Below are 16,267 nucleotides of genomic sequence, written 5' to 3' on the forward strand. Positions count from 1 at the left end.
ATTTGTGTACCATGAGTAAGAGAACCCTGTTTTACGTAGCCTTTTTTGTTCTGCTGAGTGTTGGATTTATGTATGCCATGACCCGTTTTATCCCCGGTTTTGGCGATGTGAAGATGCCGGTTCTGAGTTATGTGCAGCCATTCAGGTTCCTCGACCAGAACGGCAAGGAGTTCAGCCAGCGCGATGTAGAGGGGAAAGTATATGTAGCCGAATACTTCTTTACCACCTGTACTGGTATCTGCCCTAAGATGAACAATAACATGAAGCAGGTTTTTGAAAAATACAAGGGGGATGAGGGTTTCATGATATTATCCCACTCTGTTGACCCTGAAACCGACTCGGTAGGCAGGATGCGGGTGTATGCCGACAGTTTGGGGGTGAATGGAGGCAACTGGCATTTCCTGACGGGAAGAAAGGACAGTCTGTATTATGCTGCCCGGGTGAGCTACCTGCTTGATGATCCGGAGAATAATAATGAAAAAATTGAAGACCAGTTCATCCATACCCAGTTCTTTGCATTGGTTGACAAAACTGGCAGGGTAAGACGAATTTATGATGGACTCAAATCAGAGGAAGTGGAAGCGCTGATAAAAGATATCCCCGAACTTCTGGAGGAACCGGCAGCAACTGGTCCAAGGTTCACCAATAGCCTATTCAATAACAATCCGCAATAGATCTTTATGGAAGAAGCCATATTGAATATTCTCAAACGTAACCAGCTCAGTGTAACCGGCAGCAGGCAAAGGATCCTTGAACTGTTCCTTGGTCAGCAGGGTGCGCTGGCACATGGTGATATTGAGAAGCGAACCGGTGAGAAGTTCGACCGGGTAACGGTTTACCGCACTCTGCAGGTATTCCTGAACAAAGGAATTATACATACTATTCCAACTACCGATAACAGTATCCGTTATGCGCTATGCAAGGACGACTGTGAGGCAGGTCATCACCACGATAATCATGTACATTTTGTGTGTGAGCAATGTGAGAACACAGTTTGCCTCGATGAGGTGACCATCCCTGAGATATCATTGCCAAAGGGCTATGAAGCGAGGCAGGTGGAGATGATCGTGACGGGGATCTGCCCGGCATGTAAGAGGTAAGGAAACAGGTAAGAGGTAAGAGGTAAGATGTAAGGAAATAGGTGAGAGGTAAGAGGTAAGATTTGGGGAAAAATAAAGCCCCGATGTAGACACACCGGGACTTTTGGTTAAGGCTCTGATTAGTAGCTATTTTAAAAGAAGCTGCTTTTTGTTCGGCTGGGCTTCTAAGTGTTTTCCTGTACAAATATATTGCGAATAATCATATCCCACAAGTTTTCTATATACCCTAAACTGGGTATTTTTTGAGGTTTTAAGGCAGTTTGTTCATCTCCTGGCCCACAAAATCCATTAATGTTTTAACACGGTCGGGACCAAGGTCAAAAGAAATTCCGGCTGCCTGGTATAATTCAGGTAAGGTTCGTGTTCCCCCAAGCGATAAAGCCTTCATATAATTGTCGAGCGCCTGCTCCTTGTTTTCCTTATACTGCATCCACATGGCAATTGCACCTAACTGTGCAATACCATATTCGATATAATAGAAAGGAACTTCAAATAGATGCAACTGCCTTTGCCAACTGTATTTGCGATACTCTTCCAATCCCGATAGATCAATGACACCTGTAGCAAATTCATCATTGATTGCCACCCAGCGTTCAGCTCTTTCTTCCAGGGTATGATTTGGAAATTCGTATACCCAATGCTGGAACTTATCGATTATAGCGATCCACGGGAAGATGGTAATGACTCTTTCCAGCTGGTGTTCCTTTGCGCGCAGGAGTTCTTCTTCATTATCGAAGAAGCTATGCCACTGGTCCATGCTGAAGAGTTCCATACTCATACTGGCCACCTCAGCAATTTCCATTGGGTACTCCTTGAAGGCGCTTAGTTCCAGAGGGTGCGCCAGGAAAGAGTGGACGGCATGACCGCCTTCATGAACCATGGTGGTAACATCATGCATTTGTCCGGCGGCATTCATAAAGATGAAAGGTGCGCCGGTTTCAGCGAGGGGACAATTATATCCACCCGGTGCTTTTCCCTTGCGGCTTTCCAGATCGAGCCGCCCCATTTTCTGCATGGTGACGAGGCAATCGGCAAAGAATGGTCTGAGCTGGCGGAAGCAGCTGATGGTTTTTTCCAACAGTTCTTCGCCGGTATTGAAAGGCCGCAAGGGTGTTATGCCTTCCGGTTCAGCTTCTGTATCCCAGGGGCGGAGCGTATCGAGGCCAAGCTTAGCTTTTTTCTTTTCGTAGATGGCAGCAACGAGTGGAACAACATGTTGTTTCACTGCTTCATGGAAGGCGAAACAATCTTCCTTGGTATAATCGAAGCGACCCATCTCCGCGAATTTATAGTCGCGGTAATTGGCGAAACCTGCATTCAGTGCAACCTGGTGCCTTTTTTGGATCAGCGTTGTATAGAGTTCATTAAGCTGATCGTGGTCGGCATAGCGGCGATCCTGGATCAGGCGGTATGCCTCTTCGCGGATTTTCCTATCTGGGTTTTCCAGGAATTTACTCGCCTGCTGCAGGGTGTATTCCTTGCCTTGTATGGTAACCGACATCTTGCCGGAGATCACACCATACTGCTGTGCCATCACGCTGAGGTCGGCCTGGAGGGGAATATTATCTTCCCTGAAAAGGTCGATCGATTTCTTTACACTACGCAGGTAAGTGAAATACTGATGCGGGTCGAGTTCTTTGCTATATGGACTGTCGATCAGTTTTCGGTTCAGCTGGTCGGCGTAAGGCTGGATCTTAGGCTGGATCTCCATCACGAAAAAGGTGAAAGCCTCTTCGAGCGTTTTGTTTTCCGTATCACAGGTCATGCGAATTTGTCGCCAGCAGGCGTCTTCACTCACCACGGCTTCCAGTTCACTGCAATCTTTCATCCATTGCTCCAGCTCAGCGCCGGAGAGGATAGGCCTTTCTGCAAGGTCACGGAAATAAGGCTCCAGCGCCTCCCATGTAGTTATAGAAAAATCCGAAGGCAGGAAATGCCTCTCGGGAGGTGTTAATTGGGCGGTAGGATTCATATATCCGTTGTTATTCTTCTCACTTCTTTTTAGCAGCCTTCTTCGGCTTGGCGGAAGCAGCATCTTCTGTTTCTGTGTCTTCAGCGTCAGCTTTTTTTGCAGGAGCTTTTTCTTTTGCAGCACCAGTCTCTTTTGCCGGAGCTTTCTCTTTTTCAGCAGACTCTGCTTTAGGAGCGGCTTTCTTCTTTGCTGTTTTAGGCTTTGCCTCTGTTACCTCTGCAACTTCTTCATCAGCATCTGCTTCTTCATCAGCTTCTTCTTCAGTACGCTCACTGAGCTTGATCTCTACCTCAGATTTCTGGAGCGACTCAAACCATTTCACCATCTTTTTCATATCGCTGGAGTATACACGCTCGAAGTCCATATCGGGATATACTTCACCGAAATAGTCTTTGAGAGCGCCTGCATCCTTTCCATCAGGAAGCTTTGTTTTGCTTTTTTCCATTGCCTGGAAAATTTCCACCAGGTTCACGTTATCACGAACGGTATATATCTCAATACTCTCCAGGTGAGAGAAGTTGTGTACACGGGAAGAAACGAATTTGGTAGACTTATCGTCAAGGGAGCGAACAATGGCGCCATCGGTTTTGCTGGCAACCAGTTCAAATAATCCGGGCAACCCGGTTACGGCAATGATTCTGTTGTATTCCATAAATGAAAATTATTGGGGAGGTGCAAGATAATGCAAATCAGGCATCCATCCATTCCTTGAACCCGGCGGTCTGTTCGCTGCTCACGATAACTTCTTCAGGGGCGTTGGGATCCAGCTCCACGAGGAGTTTGCCTTTGCCTTGTGATCTGAGTTTCCGGATAGCATTGATACTGGCCAGGTATTTACGATTCAGTCTAAAAAACTGTGCCGGGTCAAGTTCTTTTTCCAGGTCGGTAAGAGATTTGTCGAGCAGGTGGCGCTGGCCGCTCTTATCAACCAGGCAAACCATTTTATGGGTAGCGCAAGCCCAGGCGATATCTTCGGTTCGAAGGCTGAAATAATCGCCGCCCCGTTTGATGAGGAAACGCTTTTTTGGGGTGGAAGGCTGCTGCTGCCATTGACGAAGCTGTTGGAGGGAGGTAGAGAAATGCTGTTGGAGGGAGAGGTATTTCTTAAGTGCTGAATCAAGCTTCTCCTGTGAAACAGGTTTCAGCAGGTAGTCGATACTGTTATGCTCGAAGGCTTCCTGCCAGTATTCGTCGTAGGCGGTGGTGAAGATGACGGGACAATCAATAGTCACCTCGTCGAAGATGCGGAATGATTGGCCATCACCAAGTTCTATATCCATGAAAATGAGATCGGGCATCGGGTGTTGCTTCAGCCATTCTACCGATTGAGCAACGCTGGTTGTCATCCCGATAATGTCAACCGGGTAAGGAGCTTGATGCAATGCTGCCGTAAGTTTTTCGGCGGCAGGATGTTCGTCTTCTATGATCAGCAGTTTCATATCAATGCATCATTAATAAAGGAAGTTTCACAGTAAAATAGCCGGCAGCATCATTGATCTCAATATTTTTCGAAGTGATGATGCGGTAGCGCTCGCTTAGGTTTTTCAGTCCGATACCATTGGATGTTCGGTCCATCCTCAATTTAGTTGTATCGTTAGAAAAAATGATGGCATCACCTGATTTTTCTATTCTCACCAACAAAGGATGCTGCCTGCTGAATTCGTTGTGTTTGATGGCATTTTCCATCAGGAGCTGGAGGCTGATGGGGGGAAGAAGAAAACTGTCGAGTGCAGAATCATCAATAGATGTTTCGAGCTGAAGTGCGTTACCAAAGCGGATCTCCAGTAAGGAGAAATAATTGCGGAGGAAGTTGAATTCTTCTCTGAGCAAAACAAGGTCGCTGTTTTTATTCTGCAAAATATAACGGTAAACTTCTGCGAGGTTATCATTGAAAAGCCTTGCTTTTTTAGGAGAAGAATCGATGAGGTGACTTAATGTGTTGAGTGAATTGAAAACAAAATGCGGATCGATCTGGTTTCTGAGGGCTTCCAGTTCAGCTTCGGCGCGGGCCCGCTGTAGCTGTGCATTCAGAAGCATTTCAGATTCAGATTCTTTCACCAGGAAAACCGTTTCATAAACATGCACGATGAAGACGACAGCGAGTAAAATGATGAGGGTTGTTTCCATCACTGTGCTCCAGTTTATATTTCCATCCAGGAAGATATGGTACCAGCCTGTGAGGAGCAATACACTGATAGGCACGGTATAAAAAGGGATGACGAGCAGCAGTGCGCCTATCTTTCGCATGGGGTGATTGAACCAGTTAAAATAACTCCGCAGGGTGAAGAGCAGGTAACGGTTGCCCTGCCAAACGATGAAGGCGATACCGATTGTATAGAGATAACTCATCTTCACTTCCAGCAGACTTAATTGCTGGTGGGGAATGAGCCGGGAGATCAGTGGAATAGCAATACCGCAGAAAGGGATCAGGATTACCCTGAACCCGATATCATTGAGCTGATGCGGGTTGGTGAGCTGCTTCGTCGGCGGTATGGCGGGGTTTACTCCCATTAGTTCGGGTTTCGGTTGCTTTCATTTGCGCAGTATGAATTTAGACAATAGTTTAGGATACAAATAAAACATATGGACATCTCAACAATCAACTGGCTGGCTGTACTGGTGGCCGGACTATCGGCTTTTGTAGTTGGTGGCATCTGGTATTCACCCGGACTATTTGGCAAGGCATGGATGAAAGACAGCTCTCTTTCAGAAGAAGATATCAAGCTGGGAAATAAGGGAAAGATCTTTGGCTTCACGGCGCTTTTTTCACTGGTGATGGCAGCTAACCTGGCCATGTTTTTGGTGGATACGCCGCAGATGAAAACGGATGTGAGCTGGGGAGCAACGGCAGGATTCCTGGCGGGCATCTGGGCATTCTGTGCCATTGCAATTCATAGTCTGTTTGAACTCAAAAGCTGGCGGTATATTTTCATCAATGGAGGATATAGTGTAGTGGCGCTGGTATTGATGGGAGCCATCATAGGTTTGTGGAGATAGGTGACAAAGATTTTTAAAAACAATTAAATAGATCAGATGATCCAACAACATTCTGTCAGTTGGTTTGAGATTCCGACCACTGATATCAACCGGGCGCAGAAGTTTTATGAAACCATCCTGGACATAGAGATGGTACCTATGAATTTTCCGAGTATGCAGATGCGGATGTTTCCCGTGCAGGATCCGATGGGTGGAGGTATCAGTGGTGCACTAACGCATGCGCCGGAATTTTACCAGCCGCAGCAAAATGGGGTGCTGGTATATCTCAATGCCAATCCGGATGTACAGTTGGTGCTCGACAGGATAGAAGCGGCGGGAGGCAAGATAGTGGTGCCTAAAACCGAGGTGAGTCCGGAGATCGGTTATATGGCTGTTTTCATCGATTCTGAGGGGAATAGGGTAGCTTTACATTCGATACCTGTAAGTTAGTCCCAGCCATAAAACGAAGCCATATGATTGCAAGGGATTGGAGCCGATTCATTGTGCGCATAAATGTAAGGAGTACACGCCAGCAGATATATGCCGCCTGGGCAACCAGGGCGGGTATAGAAAGCTGGTTTCTTCGTTTATGCGAATACGTTAATAAGGAGGGTGTAACCCTTGATCAGCATGTTTCAGCAGGTACTGGTGATCGTTATACTTTCTTATGGCATGGCTATTCAGATGAAGTTGTAGAAAAGGGAAATGTTCTGGAAGCCAATGGTCATGATGTATTCCGGTTCAGCTTTGGCAAGGCAGGCAACTGCACCGTCCGCATTTTACTTGCGGGTGATGAACAGATCGTGGAGCTGGAGCAGGATAATATTCCAACTGATGAAGATTCGAAGTTCATGTACCATATCGGGTGTTCGATGGGATGGACGTTTTACCTGACCAACCTTAAAAGCATTTTAGAGGGAGGCCTTGACCTGAGGAACCGCGATGTAAACCTGCAGAATATGCTCAACTCCTGAATATGAAAACGATCTTTATTTTGACCGCCCTCCTTTACACATCATTTTCTTTTATGGAAGGAGGAAGGCAGACAAAAAAGGATATCACGCGTTTACTCAATCTCGAAGGCCTATGGGTAAGGAACACAGCGAAGGGACACCGCTATGAAGAGTGGAAAAAGACCGGGGCCGAAAATCTTCAGGGCAGCGCCTACAGCATTAAGGGAGGCGATACAATTGTAAGCGAACGCATCAACCTGGGGAAGAAACAGCAGCAGATCGTTTATGTGGCAACGGTAGAAGACCAGAATGAAAAGAAACCAGTTGCATTTTTCCTCACCAGGGCAGAAAAGAATAAATATGTTTTCGAGAATCCCACCCATGATTACCCGAAAAGGATAGTGTATGAATTCATCAGCAAAGATTCCCTTCATGCATGGGTGGATGGAGGAGAAATGGATCCTGGCAAGCGACTCAACTATTATTTCAAACGATTAAAATAGCGCCATATGTCAACAGATCCCGTTAACGATGCCATGCAAAGCCAGATCAAAAATCTTGAAACACAAACTGGTCGCAAACTGGAAGACTGGCTGAAGATCGTACAATCATCCCCCCTGCAAAAACATGGTGAGCTGGTGAATATGCTAAAAACAGAATACGGTATCGGCCACGGCTATGCGAACCTGTTAGTACACCAGGCCAAAGGCAGTTTTGCAGGTGCGGAGGGAGATGAAACAGACTGGGTGGCAGAGCAATACAAGGGCAAGGAAAATCTGAAACCATGGTACGACAAGCTCATTGCGACCATAGAAAGTTTTGGGGATGACGTTGAGTTATCGCCCAAGAAAGCATATATGAGTGTGAGGCGCAAGAAGCAGTTTGCCATCATCCAGCCTTCCACCAAGAACCGGCTCGACCTTGGCCTCAACCTAAAGGGCGTGGAACCATCGGGCATGCTGGAAAAAAGCGGCAGCTGGAATGCCATGTGCACCCATCGCGTGAAGATCGAGATGGATAGCGCATTGTCGCCGGAGCTGGATGGCTGGCTAAAACAGGCCTATGAACAGGCTGGTTAAATAATTGGGTCAGGAGCGCGTGAGTTTAATTTCCATTGTCTTAATTTCTTTGCCATCCTGGATCATGAACATTTCCATGAGCTGGTTATTATCATCGATGTATTTAAAGGTTTCTTTGATCTTAACCATTTTGCCAAGCATGGGGTCAAGCGATTCACCTTCGAGGATAATAGATTTAGTGGCCTCATCCCACTTACCTTCCATGTACATCATGCCGGTGCCGAGGTTATCGATCCAGGTGCTGAGAAAGATCTTGCGGGTATTGTCATAGGCGATGGTGCCGATACCTTCCATTGGCATGCCCATGAATTCGCCTGTGAATCTTGATTCCTGGTAGCGGCCACCCAGGATCATCTTGTTGATCATTTTTGCGGTGCTCTTGGTTGGCGGCTGGCTGGGATCCATCCACATACTCACTTCTGCTTTCCATTCACCATCATCTTTGGCGAGTTTTTTATGCCATTCTCCCGGTGTCATATAATCGCGGAAAGCTTTCATCTGATCATCCTGGGAAGGCGTTTGGCCATGCGCTATAACAGCAAAGAAAAAGAGTGCAATACAGCAAAAAAGGAGCTTTTTCATATTCCAAAGTTTCCTGAAAGGTACGAATTGTTGAAGCTGATATGTGAATATTATTTCATATATTCAACAACAACCCCGGCCGTGGAAAGACCTTATTCCCCCAAGCTGCCATTTTCAGTGATCCTGAAAAGGATCATCCGGGCTATGCTTTGTTTTTCCCTGTTGGGTTGGGGTCAGTATGCATCGGCGCGCCAGTTCCATTCCACACTTTATACTGTCAATGAAGGTCTCCCTGTAACCTATGTTTTTTGTATGTACCAGGATCGATATGGATTTATCTGGGCGGGTACACCCAATGGGCTAAGCCGTTTTGATGGAAGGCGTTTTGTGAATTATGATTTGTCGCATGGCCTGCCCTCTTTAAGGGTGGATTGTGTATTCCAGGATAGTAAGCACCGGCTCTGGGTAGGCACCCGATATGGCATGGCGCAACTATTGGGAGAGCGGTTTAAAGTATATAATACCAATGATGGTGCGGTCATCAATTTTGTATCAGCGATCTGGGAAACATCTGGAGGAGAGATCTGGGCGCATACCGATGTGGGGGTATACAGGTTCCACGACAGCAGCTGGAAAAAGTTGAGCCTGTATCCTGGCTATCATGACCGCCATTGCCGGATGGCGGTTGAAACAACATCAGGACTTGTTTTATGTTATCCCGACTGTATTGTACTGAGCAGGAAAGACAGGAGCTGGAAGATGATAGAGCGCAAACCCGGTGGAGACCCCTATTATAACCGCCTTGTTCAACATGGCGGGAGGGTATATATAAATACGAGACGATCACTTTACCAGGTAAAAGAAGACGGCCTGGTAAGCCTGGTAAACCATGCTAACGGCGTGGGTCATTTCAATTATTTTATCGACTCACATAACCGGCTCTGGAATACCAGTAAGGGGCAGGAAAATATTATCAGGGTATCAGCGCCATGGAACTGGGAGCAGGAGGAAAGCATATTGCCATCTATTTATGGACAGGTGAATGGGATAATGGAGGACAGGTCGGGCAATTTCTGGATGGCCACACAACATGGATTACTAAAGCTGCAGGAAACATCGCATAGGGAAGTTCTGGGAGAAGAAGATTCAGTAATTGATATTGCCGCTTCCGCTACATTGCTGCACACGGGAAATATATTGTTATCAGATGGTCGGCGTTATCGAATGCTGGATCGTGCCACGCTGAAGACAAGCCTTCTTCCTGAGCGTGGCGATCTGGTGGATCATGTTGCCTATGAAAAAGAGCATATAACATGGATGCTGACAAGGAATGTTTCACTGCTCCGATATAGAAGAGGCAGAATTGAAGACCACAGCAATTTATTGGAAAGTTTTGCACCCAATTATTTCAACAGTTGCATTTATGACAGCATGCGTGGAAAGCTGCTCATAACGCTTGATTCGATATTGGTGGAAGGAGATGAAACAGGGTTCCGGAAGATACCATTGCCATCTAAACTTGTGAATGGTCCAATGAATATGCAACTCAGCCAGGCAGGAGGCGGGAGAAATCTTTTATTCATACCACAGCAGGGTTTATTTGAATTATTGCCAGACAATAGCTTGAGACTTTTATTGTTCTATCCGCAACGGGAATATGTATCCATTTATAGCAATGCTGTTTCAGATGGAAGCATCTGGATAGCAGTGCAGGGAAGGGGCTTGAAGGAGTACCGCTTCAATGAAAAGGGAGCGCTTAAATTGGTTGACAGTGTGAGCATGAAGGAAGGTTTGCAGCGAAACCTGGTGACTTCATTTGTAACCGACAGGAAGGGGCGGCATTGGGTGCAGACGCCATCGGGGCTTGACCTCTTATGGAAAAATGAATCGGGACGTTGGACGGTTTATAATTACAGCAAGGCCAGGGGGCTAAGATCAAATAACTGGTACCTGGGAAAAGTTATGGCTGACGCAGAGGGATTGATCTGGTCTTCAACCCTGAATAATCTATTTATGATTGAGGCGGCAACAGTTGAGATGAATATAAAACCGGCAACGGTTGTGATTGAGGCAATTTATACAGGTGCTGATGGAAGGAAACTGCAGGCGCAGGAAGCAGGGGCGACGGGCTATTTTGATCTTCCCTACAAACCCTCGATGCGGTATGTAGATAACACGATAAAAATCAATTTTGCGGGACTGGCATTCACTGATAATCCGGAGATAAAATATTCCTATAAACTGGAGCCGATCCATGCTGACTGGATAGCAGGCAGCAACAATTCTTCAGTAACTTTTGTAGACCTGGGAGCGGGTAATTATACATTCAGTGTTCGTGCGCGCGATGGAGCAGCACCGTGGAGTGAGCCGGCGCAGTATAGTTTCTCGATCATGCGACCTGCCTGGCAGGAATGGTGGTTCATAACAAGTATAGTATTATTTGTGGCGATGCTGGGGTACAGGTTCTATGCATTCAGGATGCAGCAGATGAAGCAACTGATGGCTATGCGAACAAGGATCTCCCGCGACCTGCATGATGATATTGGCGCAACGCTCAGCGGCATATATCTATATAGTCACCTTACGCACCAGCAAATAAGAAACAGTGAGCCGCGGGAGGCAGAGGCTTCGCTTAAACTGATACAGGAGTCGTCGCTGGAAATGGCAGATCGTTTGAATGATATAGTATGGGTGGTGAATCCTGATAATGATGACCTCTCCAAATTGATGAAACGGTTAAAGGAGTATACCGTTGGGATAGCAACGGTAAAGCAGATCAATACGGTGATGAAGGTGAGTGCAGACGTGGAGAAAATCAAACTCAGTATGCTGGCAAGGAAGAATATCTACCTGCTCTTTAAGGAAGCTGTAAATAATGCGGTGAAATACAGCAATTGTCATTCGCTGCATTTTACGGTGGGCATGCAAAATAAGGATCTGGAGTTTGTGCTGGAAGATGATGGTAAAGGATTTAATGAGCCTGAAGTGATCAAAGGAAATGGATTGAATAATATGGAGAAGAGAGCAAAAGAGATGGGAGCGGAATTGAAGTTTAGTTCGCAGCCGGGGAAAGGAACTTCTATTAATCTTCAATTAAGAATCACCTGATGGGGTATTGCGAACTGAAATTATAAGCTGGAAATTATTAACCATGGAAATCCGCGTTCTCATATACGAAGACAACAAGATGGTACGTGATGCCATGCAGATCATTTTAAATGGTTCGGCAGGGTATTGCTGTTGTGGTGCTTATGCCGATGGCAACCACTGGGAGCGTGATCTCAATGGCATCAAACCCGATGTTATTTTAATGGATATTGAGTTACCCGGATTGAATGGGGTAGAGCTTACAAGGAAGATCAGGGAGCGGTTTCCTGAGGTGAAGGTGCTTATCCAGACAGTGTTCAATGACAGTGATAAGATCTTCCGGGCAATATGTGCAGGGGCCAGCGGATACCTGCTCAAAACAGATCCACCGCAGAAATACCTCGAAGCGATCAATGAGGTTTATAATGGCGGTGCGCCCATGAGTTCGTCGGTAGCCAGCAAGGTATTGCGCTTTTTCACCCATCATAATGTAATCCTGGTTTCACCTGATGGAATAGATTATCACCTTAGTGAAAGAGAAAAACATATACTACACCTGATGATAGAGGGGCATGATTTCAAATCGATTGCGGCGCTTGCTTATATAAGCTATGAAACAGTAAGAAGTCATGTTAAGCAGATCTATAAAAAACTACATGTTGCCGGCAGAACAGAGGCCATTATGAAGGCGATACAACAGGGGCTCTCCTGATGTAACAATTCACCCAATGGGGGATATTCAGGAATTCTCTTCAGTTCATGAAGTAGGCGGAGATCGGGCTATTGTTGTTGCAGCCATCCATAAAGGCGATAAGCATCGGCGGGATCAAAGAGTTTTGTGCCCGGCTGTATGGTAGCAGCGGTTCCACACGCGATGCCAAAGCGGATCATATTCTCGAGTGATTCGTTTCTTACTAACTGGTAGGCCATTCCCGCCACCATACTATCTCCCGCGCCCACCGTGCTGATCTTTTTTACCGTAGGTGCCGGCACCAGTAAATGACTGCGGGGCGTCACCATCAGCGCGCCTTGCGGACCCATGGATACCACCACCACTTCACAGCGGCCTTCATGCAGCAATTGTTTTGCGGCACTCAGCACCTGGTCGGTTTCAAGATGATCGCGACCTGCGAGCTGGCTGAGTTCGTTGAGATTGGGTTTAAGGAGATAAACTCCAGCTCTTGCAGCCAGCAATAAGGGCTCACCTGAGCAATCAATGATGCACCTGATACCATTGCGCTGTGCATAGCTGGCCACGCGGGCATAGAAGCCGGGGGCAAATCCTGGAGGGAGGCTGCCACTGGCAATGATCATCTCCGGCTTTTCGGGAATGGCTGCCAGGGCATCGAGAATGGCGTCTTCCACCTTTGCAGGGAGGGTTGGTCCGGGTAGCACCAGCCGATACTGGCTATTGCTGCTTGTTTCCAGGAGCACCACATTTTCTCTTGTATCGCCATTGATTGGAATGGGTGAGTATTGAATACCCGCCTCCTGCAGGCATTTCTCTAACTGCATGCCATTGATGCCACCACTGGTGATGATGGCCTTATTTAGGGCTCCAAGCCGGGAGAGCGCCTTACTCACATTGATACCACCACCGCCCGCCTCCACCACCATCTCCGCACAGCGCATTTTCTTCTCCGCCACCAACTTTTCAGTGGAAGTGCTTTTATCGACCGCGGGATTAACAGTAATGGTGACAATCATGGTGGGCGATTAATTTTTATTGAGGTCGGCCATCACCGCCTCAATGCGCTGGATCATGGTGGTCTGGTCGGTATAACCGCGCGCTATGAGGAAAAACTTACTCTCACTCACCTGCACCAGCACGCTGGGATAGCCATTCACCTGCAGTTGCTTAACGAGCTGGAATTCATAATAAGCCTTCTCGCGGTATTCTTCGCTGTTAAGGCGACTAAAGAAATCCTCCGGCTCGAAATTATATTTTTCTATCAGGTGTCGGTAAGCTTCATTGTCGCAGAGATCACGGCCTTCAAAATGCAGCGCATACTGGAGGTCGGCAGCAAATTCAACCTGCCTGTCGGGGAAATATTCCTTGAGGATGCACATGGCTATTGCGGGTTTCTCAGAATTGGGATACCAATCGCTTTCAGATGGATTAAAAATATGCCAGAGATAATCTTCGCCGAAGCGAACCCCGGTAAGCTCTTCAATACCTTTATAGGCCTCGGCTATATAGCCCGCTACAACGCTGATGTGGCGCGGCTCTTCGGGGAGTATCATCCCACCCGACAATACTTCAAAAGCTATCTGGTCGGAATAAAGTTCTGCCATCTTTTTCATCACGGGACTGAAACCATAGCACCAGCCACAATACGCATCATAACAGTAGTAGATCGTAGGAGTCATAGTGCAAATTAACAGTAATAATCAAAATCTAATATGCTTAGGTTTGCATTATGGATAATGCAACAATAGAAGTGAGGGCGCTAACAATCGCTGATTTCCAGGAGCTGAAAGATTCGATGATCGAGGCATATGCAAGTATGGGGGGACAGTATTGGGGCGAGTCGTCATTGGAGAAGCTGCTGAAGAAATTTCCCGAGGGGCAGATCTGTGTTACCCTCAATGGAAAAGTAGTGGGCTGTGCGCTGACGCTTATCGTGAATTTCAACCGCTTTGGCGATAACCATAGCTACCGGCAGGTGACAGGAAATTTCACCTTTGATACACATGATCCGCAGGGTGATGTGTTGTATGGAATAGAGATGTTCATCAATCCCGAATCGCGCGGCCTCAGGCTTGCGAGGCGATTGTATGATGCAAGGAAAACGCTTTGTGAAAAACTGAACCTTCGCGCCATTGTAGCGGGAGGAAGAATACCGGGTTATGGCAAGCATGCTGATAATATGACGCCGCGCGAATACATTGAGAAAGTGCGTACGAGGAAGCTGCATGACAGCACATTGAGTTTCCAGCTTGCGAATGATTTCCAGATCAAGAAAGTGCTGCGCGATTATCTTCCCGAAGACAATGAGTCGCGCGGTTATGCCACCCTGTTAGTATGGTACAATGTATTCTATGAACCTAATAGCGGGAAGATCGGGCTACGTAAAGATTTTGTGAGGATAGGTGTGGTGCAGTGGCAGATGCGGCAGTATAAAACTTTGGAAGACCTGCTTGGACAGGTAGAATATTTTGTTGATGCGGTAAGTGATTACAGTTCAGATTTCGTGGTGCTGCCCGAGTTCTTCAATGCACCGCTGATGGAGCCATTCAATCACCTTCCGGGGCATGCCGCCATCCGTGAGCTGGCCAAGTATACGCCCGATATTGTTGCGGCGTTGTCCAAATTTGCGATCTCCTATAATGTGAACATCATCGGTGGAAGTATGCCCGAAGAGCGGGAGGGAGATCTCTATAACACTTCCTATTTTCTTCACCGCAATGGAAAGATCGACAAGTATGATAAGATCCATCCTACGCCATCAGAAGAATATGAGTGGGCCATTAAGGGTGGAGATAAAGTGCAGGTGATAGAAACCGATGCGGGTAAGGTGGGCGTGCTGATCTGTTATGATGTGGAGTTTCCGGAGCTGGCCAGGTTGCTGGCGGAGCAGGGGATGCAGATATTGTTTGTACCCTTTCTGACCGACACGCAAAATGCGTATAACCGGGTCCGTTATTGTGCCGCGGCGAGGGCTATCGAGAACGAATGTTTTGTAGCAATAGCCGGCACGGTGGGTAATCTTCCGAAGGTACATAATATGGATCTGCAGTTTGCACAATCTGCCGTACTCACGCCATCAGATTTTGCCTTTCCGGTAAATGGAATTAAAGCAGAGGCTACGCCCAATACAGAGATGATCGTAATATCAGATGTGGATCTTACGCTGCTGGCAGAATTGCATGAGTATGGAAGTGTGACTACCATGAAAGACAGGCGGCTTGATCTGTATGAGCTCAAGCTGATAAAAGGGGAGAGCAAAAAAGAGTAACTACTTATATTCCTCGTTGCGCGATTTGCCTTCAGCAAGCATTTCTATGGTCTTGCTGATGCGCTTATTGCGGGTTGTTTCTGTTTTGGCTTCACAGATCCATTCAATGTATTCCTTGCGGTGGCTGTAGCTGGCTTTGTCAAATACATCAAAGGCTTTTTTATTTTTTGAGAGCGCCTCTTTAAGTTCTTTAGGCACCATCAATTCCTTTTTTGGCGCTGCAGTTTTTTTAGGGAGTTTGATGCCCTTATCATTCAGCTCCATAGCCTCTTTGAGATAAGCGATCATTTGTTTATCGGCGGGAAGATCTTTGAGCGACATGATCTTGCCGAGATGACCCATGGCGGTTTCGGCACGGGCATTTTCTATGAGGATAGGATCCTTCATGAGAGAGGCTTTCCAGAAAATGAAGGCGCAATGTTTTTTGAAAGAAGCCATGCTGCACAGGATCTCTTTTTTATAGACGAAATGCGGGAAGCCCCATTTAATGGTTTCAACCGTTTCGGGACAGGTCTTATGCACCAGCGAGCGGAGATGCTGCAGTATGGGCCTTGCAAATGGCTCTGCATTTTCAATATAGGCATCTATGCGCGGATCGGTTGTAACCATATGGTCGGTT

18 protein-coding genes are annotated in these 16,267 nt (G+C 46.8%); 10 read left to right on the forward strand and 8 right to left on the reverse strand.

The features are described 5' to 3' along the window. The first annotated feature begins 11 nt into the window (after positions 1-11). Together V6M43_RS08570 and V6M43_RS08575 are read left to right on the forward strand one after the other, a co-directional pair. Positions 12-674, forward strand: a complete 663-nt coding sequence (locus V6M43_RS08570; RefSeq protein ID WP_332734303.1) for an SCO family protein — start codon at positions 12-14, stop codon at positions 672-674. Between the two features lie 6 nt (positions 675-680). Then, positions 681-1,100 carry a Fur family transcriptional regulator gene (locus V6M43_RS08575; RefSeq protein ID WP_332734305.1) on the forward strand — a complete coding sequence of 140 codons (420 nt, stop codon included), beginning with the start codon at positions 681-683 and terminating at the stop codon, positions 1,098-1,100. A gap of 250 nt (positions 1,101-1,350) precedes the next feature. Here the strand turns inward: V6M43_RS08575 and V6M43_RS08580 are convergent, their stop codons facing one another. The 4 genes from V6M43_RS08580 to V6M43_RS08595 are packed head-to-tail and all read right to left on the reverse strand — an operon-like array spanning position 1,351 to position 5,583. After that, positions 1,351-3,072, reverse strand: a complete 1,722-nt coding sequence (locus V6M43_RS08580; RefSeq protein WP_332734307.1) for a M3 family oligoendopeptidase — start codon at positions 3,070-3,072, stop codon at positions 1,351-1,353. 19 nt (positions 3,073-3,091) lie between these two features. Further along, positions 3,092-3,724, reverse strand: coding sequence for a DUF5606 family protein (locus tag V6M43_RS08585; protein WP_332734309.1), 633 nt, complete (start codon positions 3,722-3,724; stop codon positions 3,092-3,094). Positions 3,725-3,761: 37 nt separating this feature from the next. After that, the gene (locus tag V6M43_RS08590; RefSeq protein WP_332734311.1) at positions 3,762-4,511 is read right to left on the reverse strand and encodes a LytR/AlgR family response regulator transcription factor; all 750 of its coding nucleotides are present in this window, start codon (positions 4,509-4,511) and stop codon (positions 3,762-3,764) included. Position 4,512: 1 nt separating this feature from the next. Then, positions 4,513-5,583: a sensor histidine kinase gene (locus tag V6M43_RS08595; protein ID WP_332734313.1), complete on the reverse strand. Its 1,071-nt coding sequence runs from the start codon at positions 5,581-5,583 to the stop codon at positions 4,513-4,515. A 72-nt stretch (positions 5,584-5,655) separates the two neighbouring features. On the opposite strand from V6M43_RS08595, the gene V6M43_RS08600 reads away from it, so the two are divergent. From V6M43_RS08600 to V6M43_RS08620, 5 genes are read left to right on the forward strand one after another with little or no spacing between them, the layout of a single operon-like run. After that, positions 5,656-6,069, forward strand: coding sequence for a DUF1761 domain-containing protein (locus V6M43_RS08600; protein WP_332734315.1), 414 nt, complete (start codon positions 5,656-5,658; stop codon positions 6,067-6,069). A 36-nt stretch (positions 6,070-6,105) separates the two neighbouring features. Continuing rightward, a complete protein-coding gene (locus V6M43_RS08605) occupies positions 6,106-6,498 on the forward strand; it encodes a VOC family protein (protein ID WP_332734316.1) in 393 nt (130 codons plus the stop codon). A 23-nt stretch (positions 6,499-6,521) separates the two neighbouring features. Next, positions 6,522-7,022: an SRPBCC family protein gene (locus V6M43_RS08610; RefSeq protein WP_332734318.1), complete on the forward strand. Its 501-nt coding sequence runs from the start codon at positions 6,522-6,524 to the stop codon at positions 7,020-7,022. A gap of 2 nt (positions 7,023-7,024) precedes the next feature. Next, entirely contained in the window at positions 7,025-7,504 is a 480-nt protein-coding gene (locus tag V6M43_RS08615; protein ID WP_332734320.1) for a DUF6265 family protein, read from the forward strand. 6 nt (positions 7,505-7,510) lie between these two features. Next, the gene (locus tag V6M43_RS08620) at positions 7,511-8,080 is read left to right on the forward strand and encodes a DUF4287 domain-containing protein (RefSeq protein ID WP_332734322.1); all 570 of its coding nucleotides are present in this window, start codon (positions 7,511-7,513) and stop codon (positions 8,078-8,080) included. Between the two features lie 9 nt (positions 8,081-8,089). Here the strand turns inward: V6M43_RS08620 and V6M43_RS08625 are convergent, their stop codons facing one another. After that, positions 8,090-8,662, reverse strand: a complete 573-nt coding sequence (locus tag V6M43_RS08625; RefSeq protein ID WP_332734324.1) for a DUF1579 domain-containing protein — start codon at positions 8,660-8,662, stop codon at positions 8,090-8,092. 81 nt (positions 8,663-8,743) lie between these two features. On the opposite strand from V6M43_RS08625, the gene V6M43_RS08630 reads away from it, so the two are divergent. Together V6M43_RS08630 and V6M43_RS08635 are read left to right on the forward strand one after the other, a co-directional pair. Next, on the forward strand, positions 8,744-11,710 hold the full coding sequence (locus V6M43_RS08630) for a sensor histidine kinase (protein ID WP_332734326.1): 2,967 nt from the start codon (positions 8,744-8,746) through the stop codon (positions 11,708-11,710). A 43-nt stretch (positions 11,711-11,753) separates the two neighbouring features. Continuing rightward, positions 11,754-12,401, forward strand: coding sequence for a response regulator transcription factor (locus tag V6M43_RS08635; RefSeq protein ID WP_332734328.1), 648 nt, complete (start codon positions 11,754-11,756; stop codon positions 12,399-12,401). A gap of 68 nt (positions 12,402-12,469) precedes the next feature. Here V6M43_RS08635 and V6M43_RS08640 read toward each other — a convergent pair whose 3' ends face one another. Next, entirely contained in the window at positions 12,470-13,396 is a 927-nt protein-coding gene (locus V6M43_RS08640) for a 1-phosphofructokinase family hexose kinase (protein ID WP_332734330.1), read from the reverse strand. A gap of 9 nt (positions 13,397-13,405) precedes the next feature. Beyond that, positions 13,406-14,059, reverse strand: a complete 654-nt coding sequence (locus V6M43_RS08645) for a DsbA family protein (protein ID WP_332734332.1) — start codon at positions 14,057-14,059, stop codon at positions 13,406-13,408. A 50-nt stretch (positions 14,060-14,109) separates the two neighbouring features. Here V6M43_RS08645 and V6M43_RS08650 point away from each other — a divergent pair, with 50 nt between their 5' ends. After that, on the forward strand, positions 14,110-15,648 hold the full coding sequence (locus tag V6M43_RS08650; RefSeq protein ID WP_332734334.1) for a carbon-nitrogen hydrolase family protein: 1,539 nt from the start codon (positions 14,110-14,112) through the stop codon (positions 15,646-15,648). Here V6M43_RS08650 and V6M43_RS08655 read toward each other — a convergent pair whose 3' ends face one another. Next, complete coding sequence (locus V6M43_RS08655; protein WP_332734336.1) at positions 15,649-16,257, reverse strand: YdeI/OmpD-associated family protein; 609 nt, start codon at positions 16,255-16,257, stop codon at positions 15,649-15,651. It abuts the gene before it with no gap. Positions 16,258-16,267: the final 10 nt, after the last annotated feature.

The organism is Flavihumibacter sp., assembly GCF_036676075.1.
GTDB lineage: Bacteria > Bacteroidota > Bacteroidia > Chitinophagales > Chitinophagaceae > Flavihumibacter.

Excerpts from the sequence above, each read along its gene's own strand:
- V6M43_RS08570 (WP_332734303.1), top strand. The coding sequence starts at position 12 with ATGAGTAAGAGAACCCTGTTTTACGTAGCCTTTTTTGTTCTGCTGAGT.
- V6M43_RS08575 (WP_332734305.1), top strand. The coding sequence starts at position 681 with ATGGAAGAAGCCATATTGAATATTCTCAAACGTAACCAGCTCAGTGTA.
- V6M43_RS08580 (WP_332734307.1), bottom strand. The coding sequence starts at position 3,072 with ATGAATCCTACCGCCCAATTAACACCTCCCGAGAGGCATTTCCTGCCT.
- V6M43_RS08585 (WP_332734309.1), bottom strand. The coding sequence starts at position 3,724 with ATGGAATACAACAGAATCATTGCCGTAACCGGGTTGCCCGGATTATTT.
- V6M43_RS08590 (WP_332734311.1), bottom strand. The coding sequence starts at position 4,511 with ATGAAACTGCTGATCATAGAAGACGAACATCCTGCCGCCGAAAAACTT.
- V6M43_RS08595 (WP_332734313.1), bottom strand. The coding sequence starts at position 5,583 with ATGGGAGTAAACCCCGCCATACCGCCGACGAAGCAGCTCACCAACCCG.
- V6M43_RS08600 (WP_332734315.1), top strand. The coding sequence starts at position 5,656 with ATGGACATCTCAACAATCAACTGGCTGGCTGTACTGGTGGCCGGACTA.
- V6M43_RS08605 (WP_332734316.1), top strand. The coding sequence starts at position 6,106 with ATGATCCAACAACATTCTGTCAGTTGGTTTGAGATTCCGACCACTGAT.
- V6M43_RS08610 (WP_332734318.1), top strand. The coding sequence starts at position 6,522 with ATGATTGCAAGGGATTGGAGCCGATTCATTGTGCGCATAAATGTAAGG.
- V6M43_RS08615 (WP_332734320.1), top strand. The coding sequence starts at position 7,025 with ATGAAAACGATCTTTATTTTGACCGCCCTCCTTTACACATCATTTTCT.
- V6M43_RS08620 (WP_332734322.1), top strand. The coding sequence starts at position 7,511 with ATGTCAACAGATCCCGTTAACGATGCCATGCAAAGCCAGATCAAAAAT.
- V6M43_RS08625 (WP_332734324.1), bottom strand. The coding sequence starts at position 8,662 with ATGAAAAAGCTCCTTTTTTGCTGTATTGCACTCTTTTTCTTTGCTGTT.
- V6M43_RS08635 (WP_332734328.1), top strand. The coding sequence starts at position 11,754 with ATGGAAATCCGCGTTCTCATATACGAAGACAACAAGATGGTACGTGAT.
- V6M43_RS08640 (WP_332734330.1), bottom strand. The coding sequence starts at position 13,396 with ATGATTGTCACCATTACTGTTAATCCCGCGGTCGATAAAAGCACTTCC.
- V6M43_RS08645 (WP_332734332.1), bottom strand. The coding sequence starts at position 14,059 with ATGACTCCTACGATCTACTACTGTTATGATGCGTATTGTGGCTGGTGC.
- V6M43_RS08650 (WP_332734334.1), top strand. The coding sequence starts at position 14,110 with ATGGATAATGCAACAATAGAAGTGAGGGCGCTAACAATCGCTGATTTC.
- V6M43_RS08655 (WP_332734336.1), bottom strand. The coding sequence starts at position 16,257 with ATGGTTACAACCGATCCGCGCATAGATGCCTATATTGAAAATGCAGAG.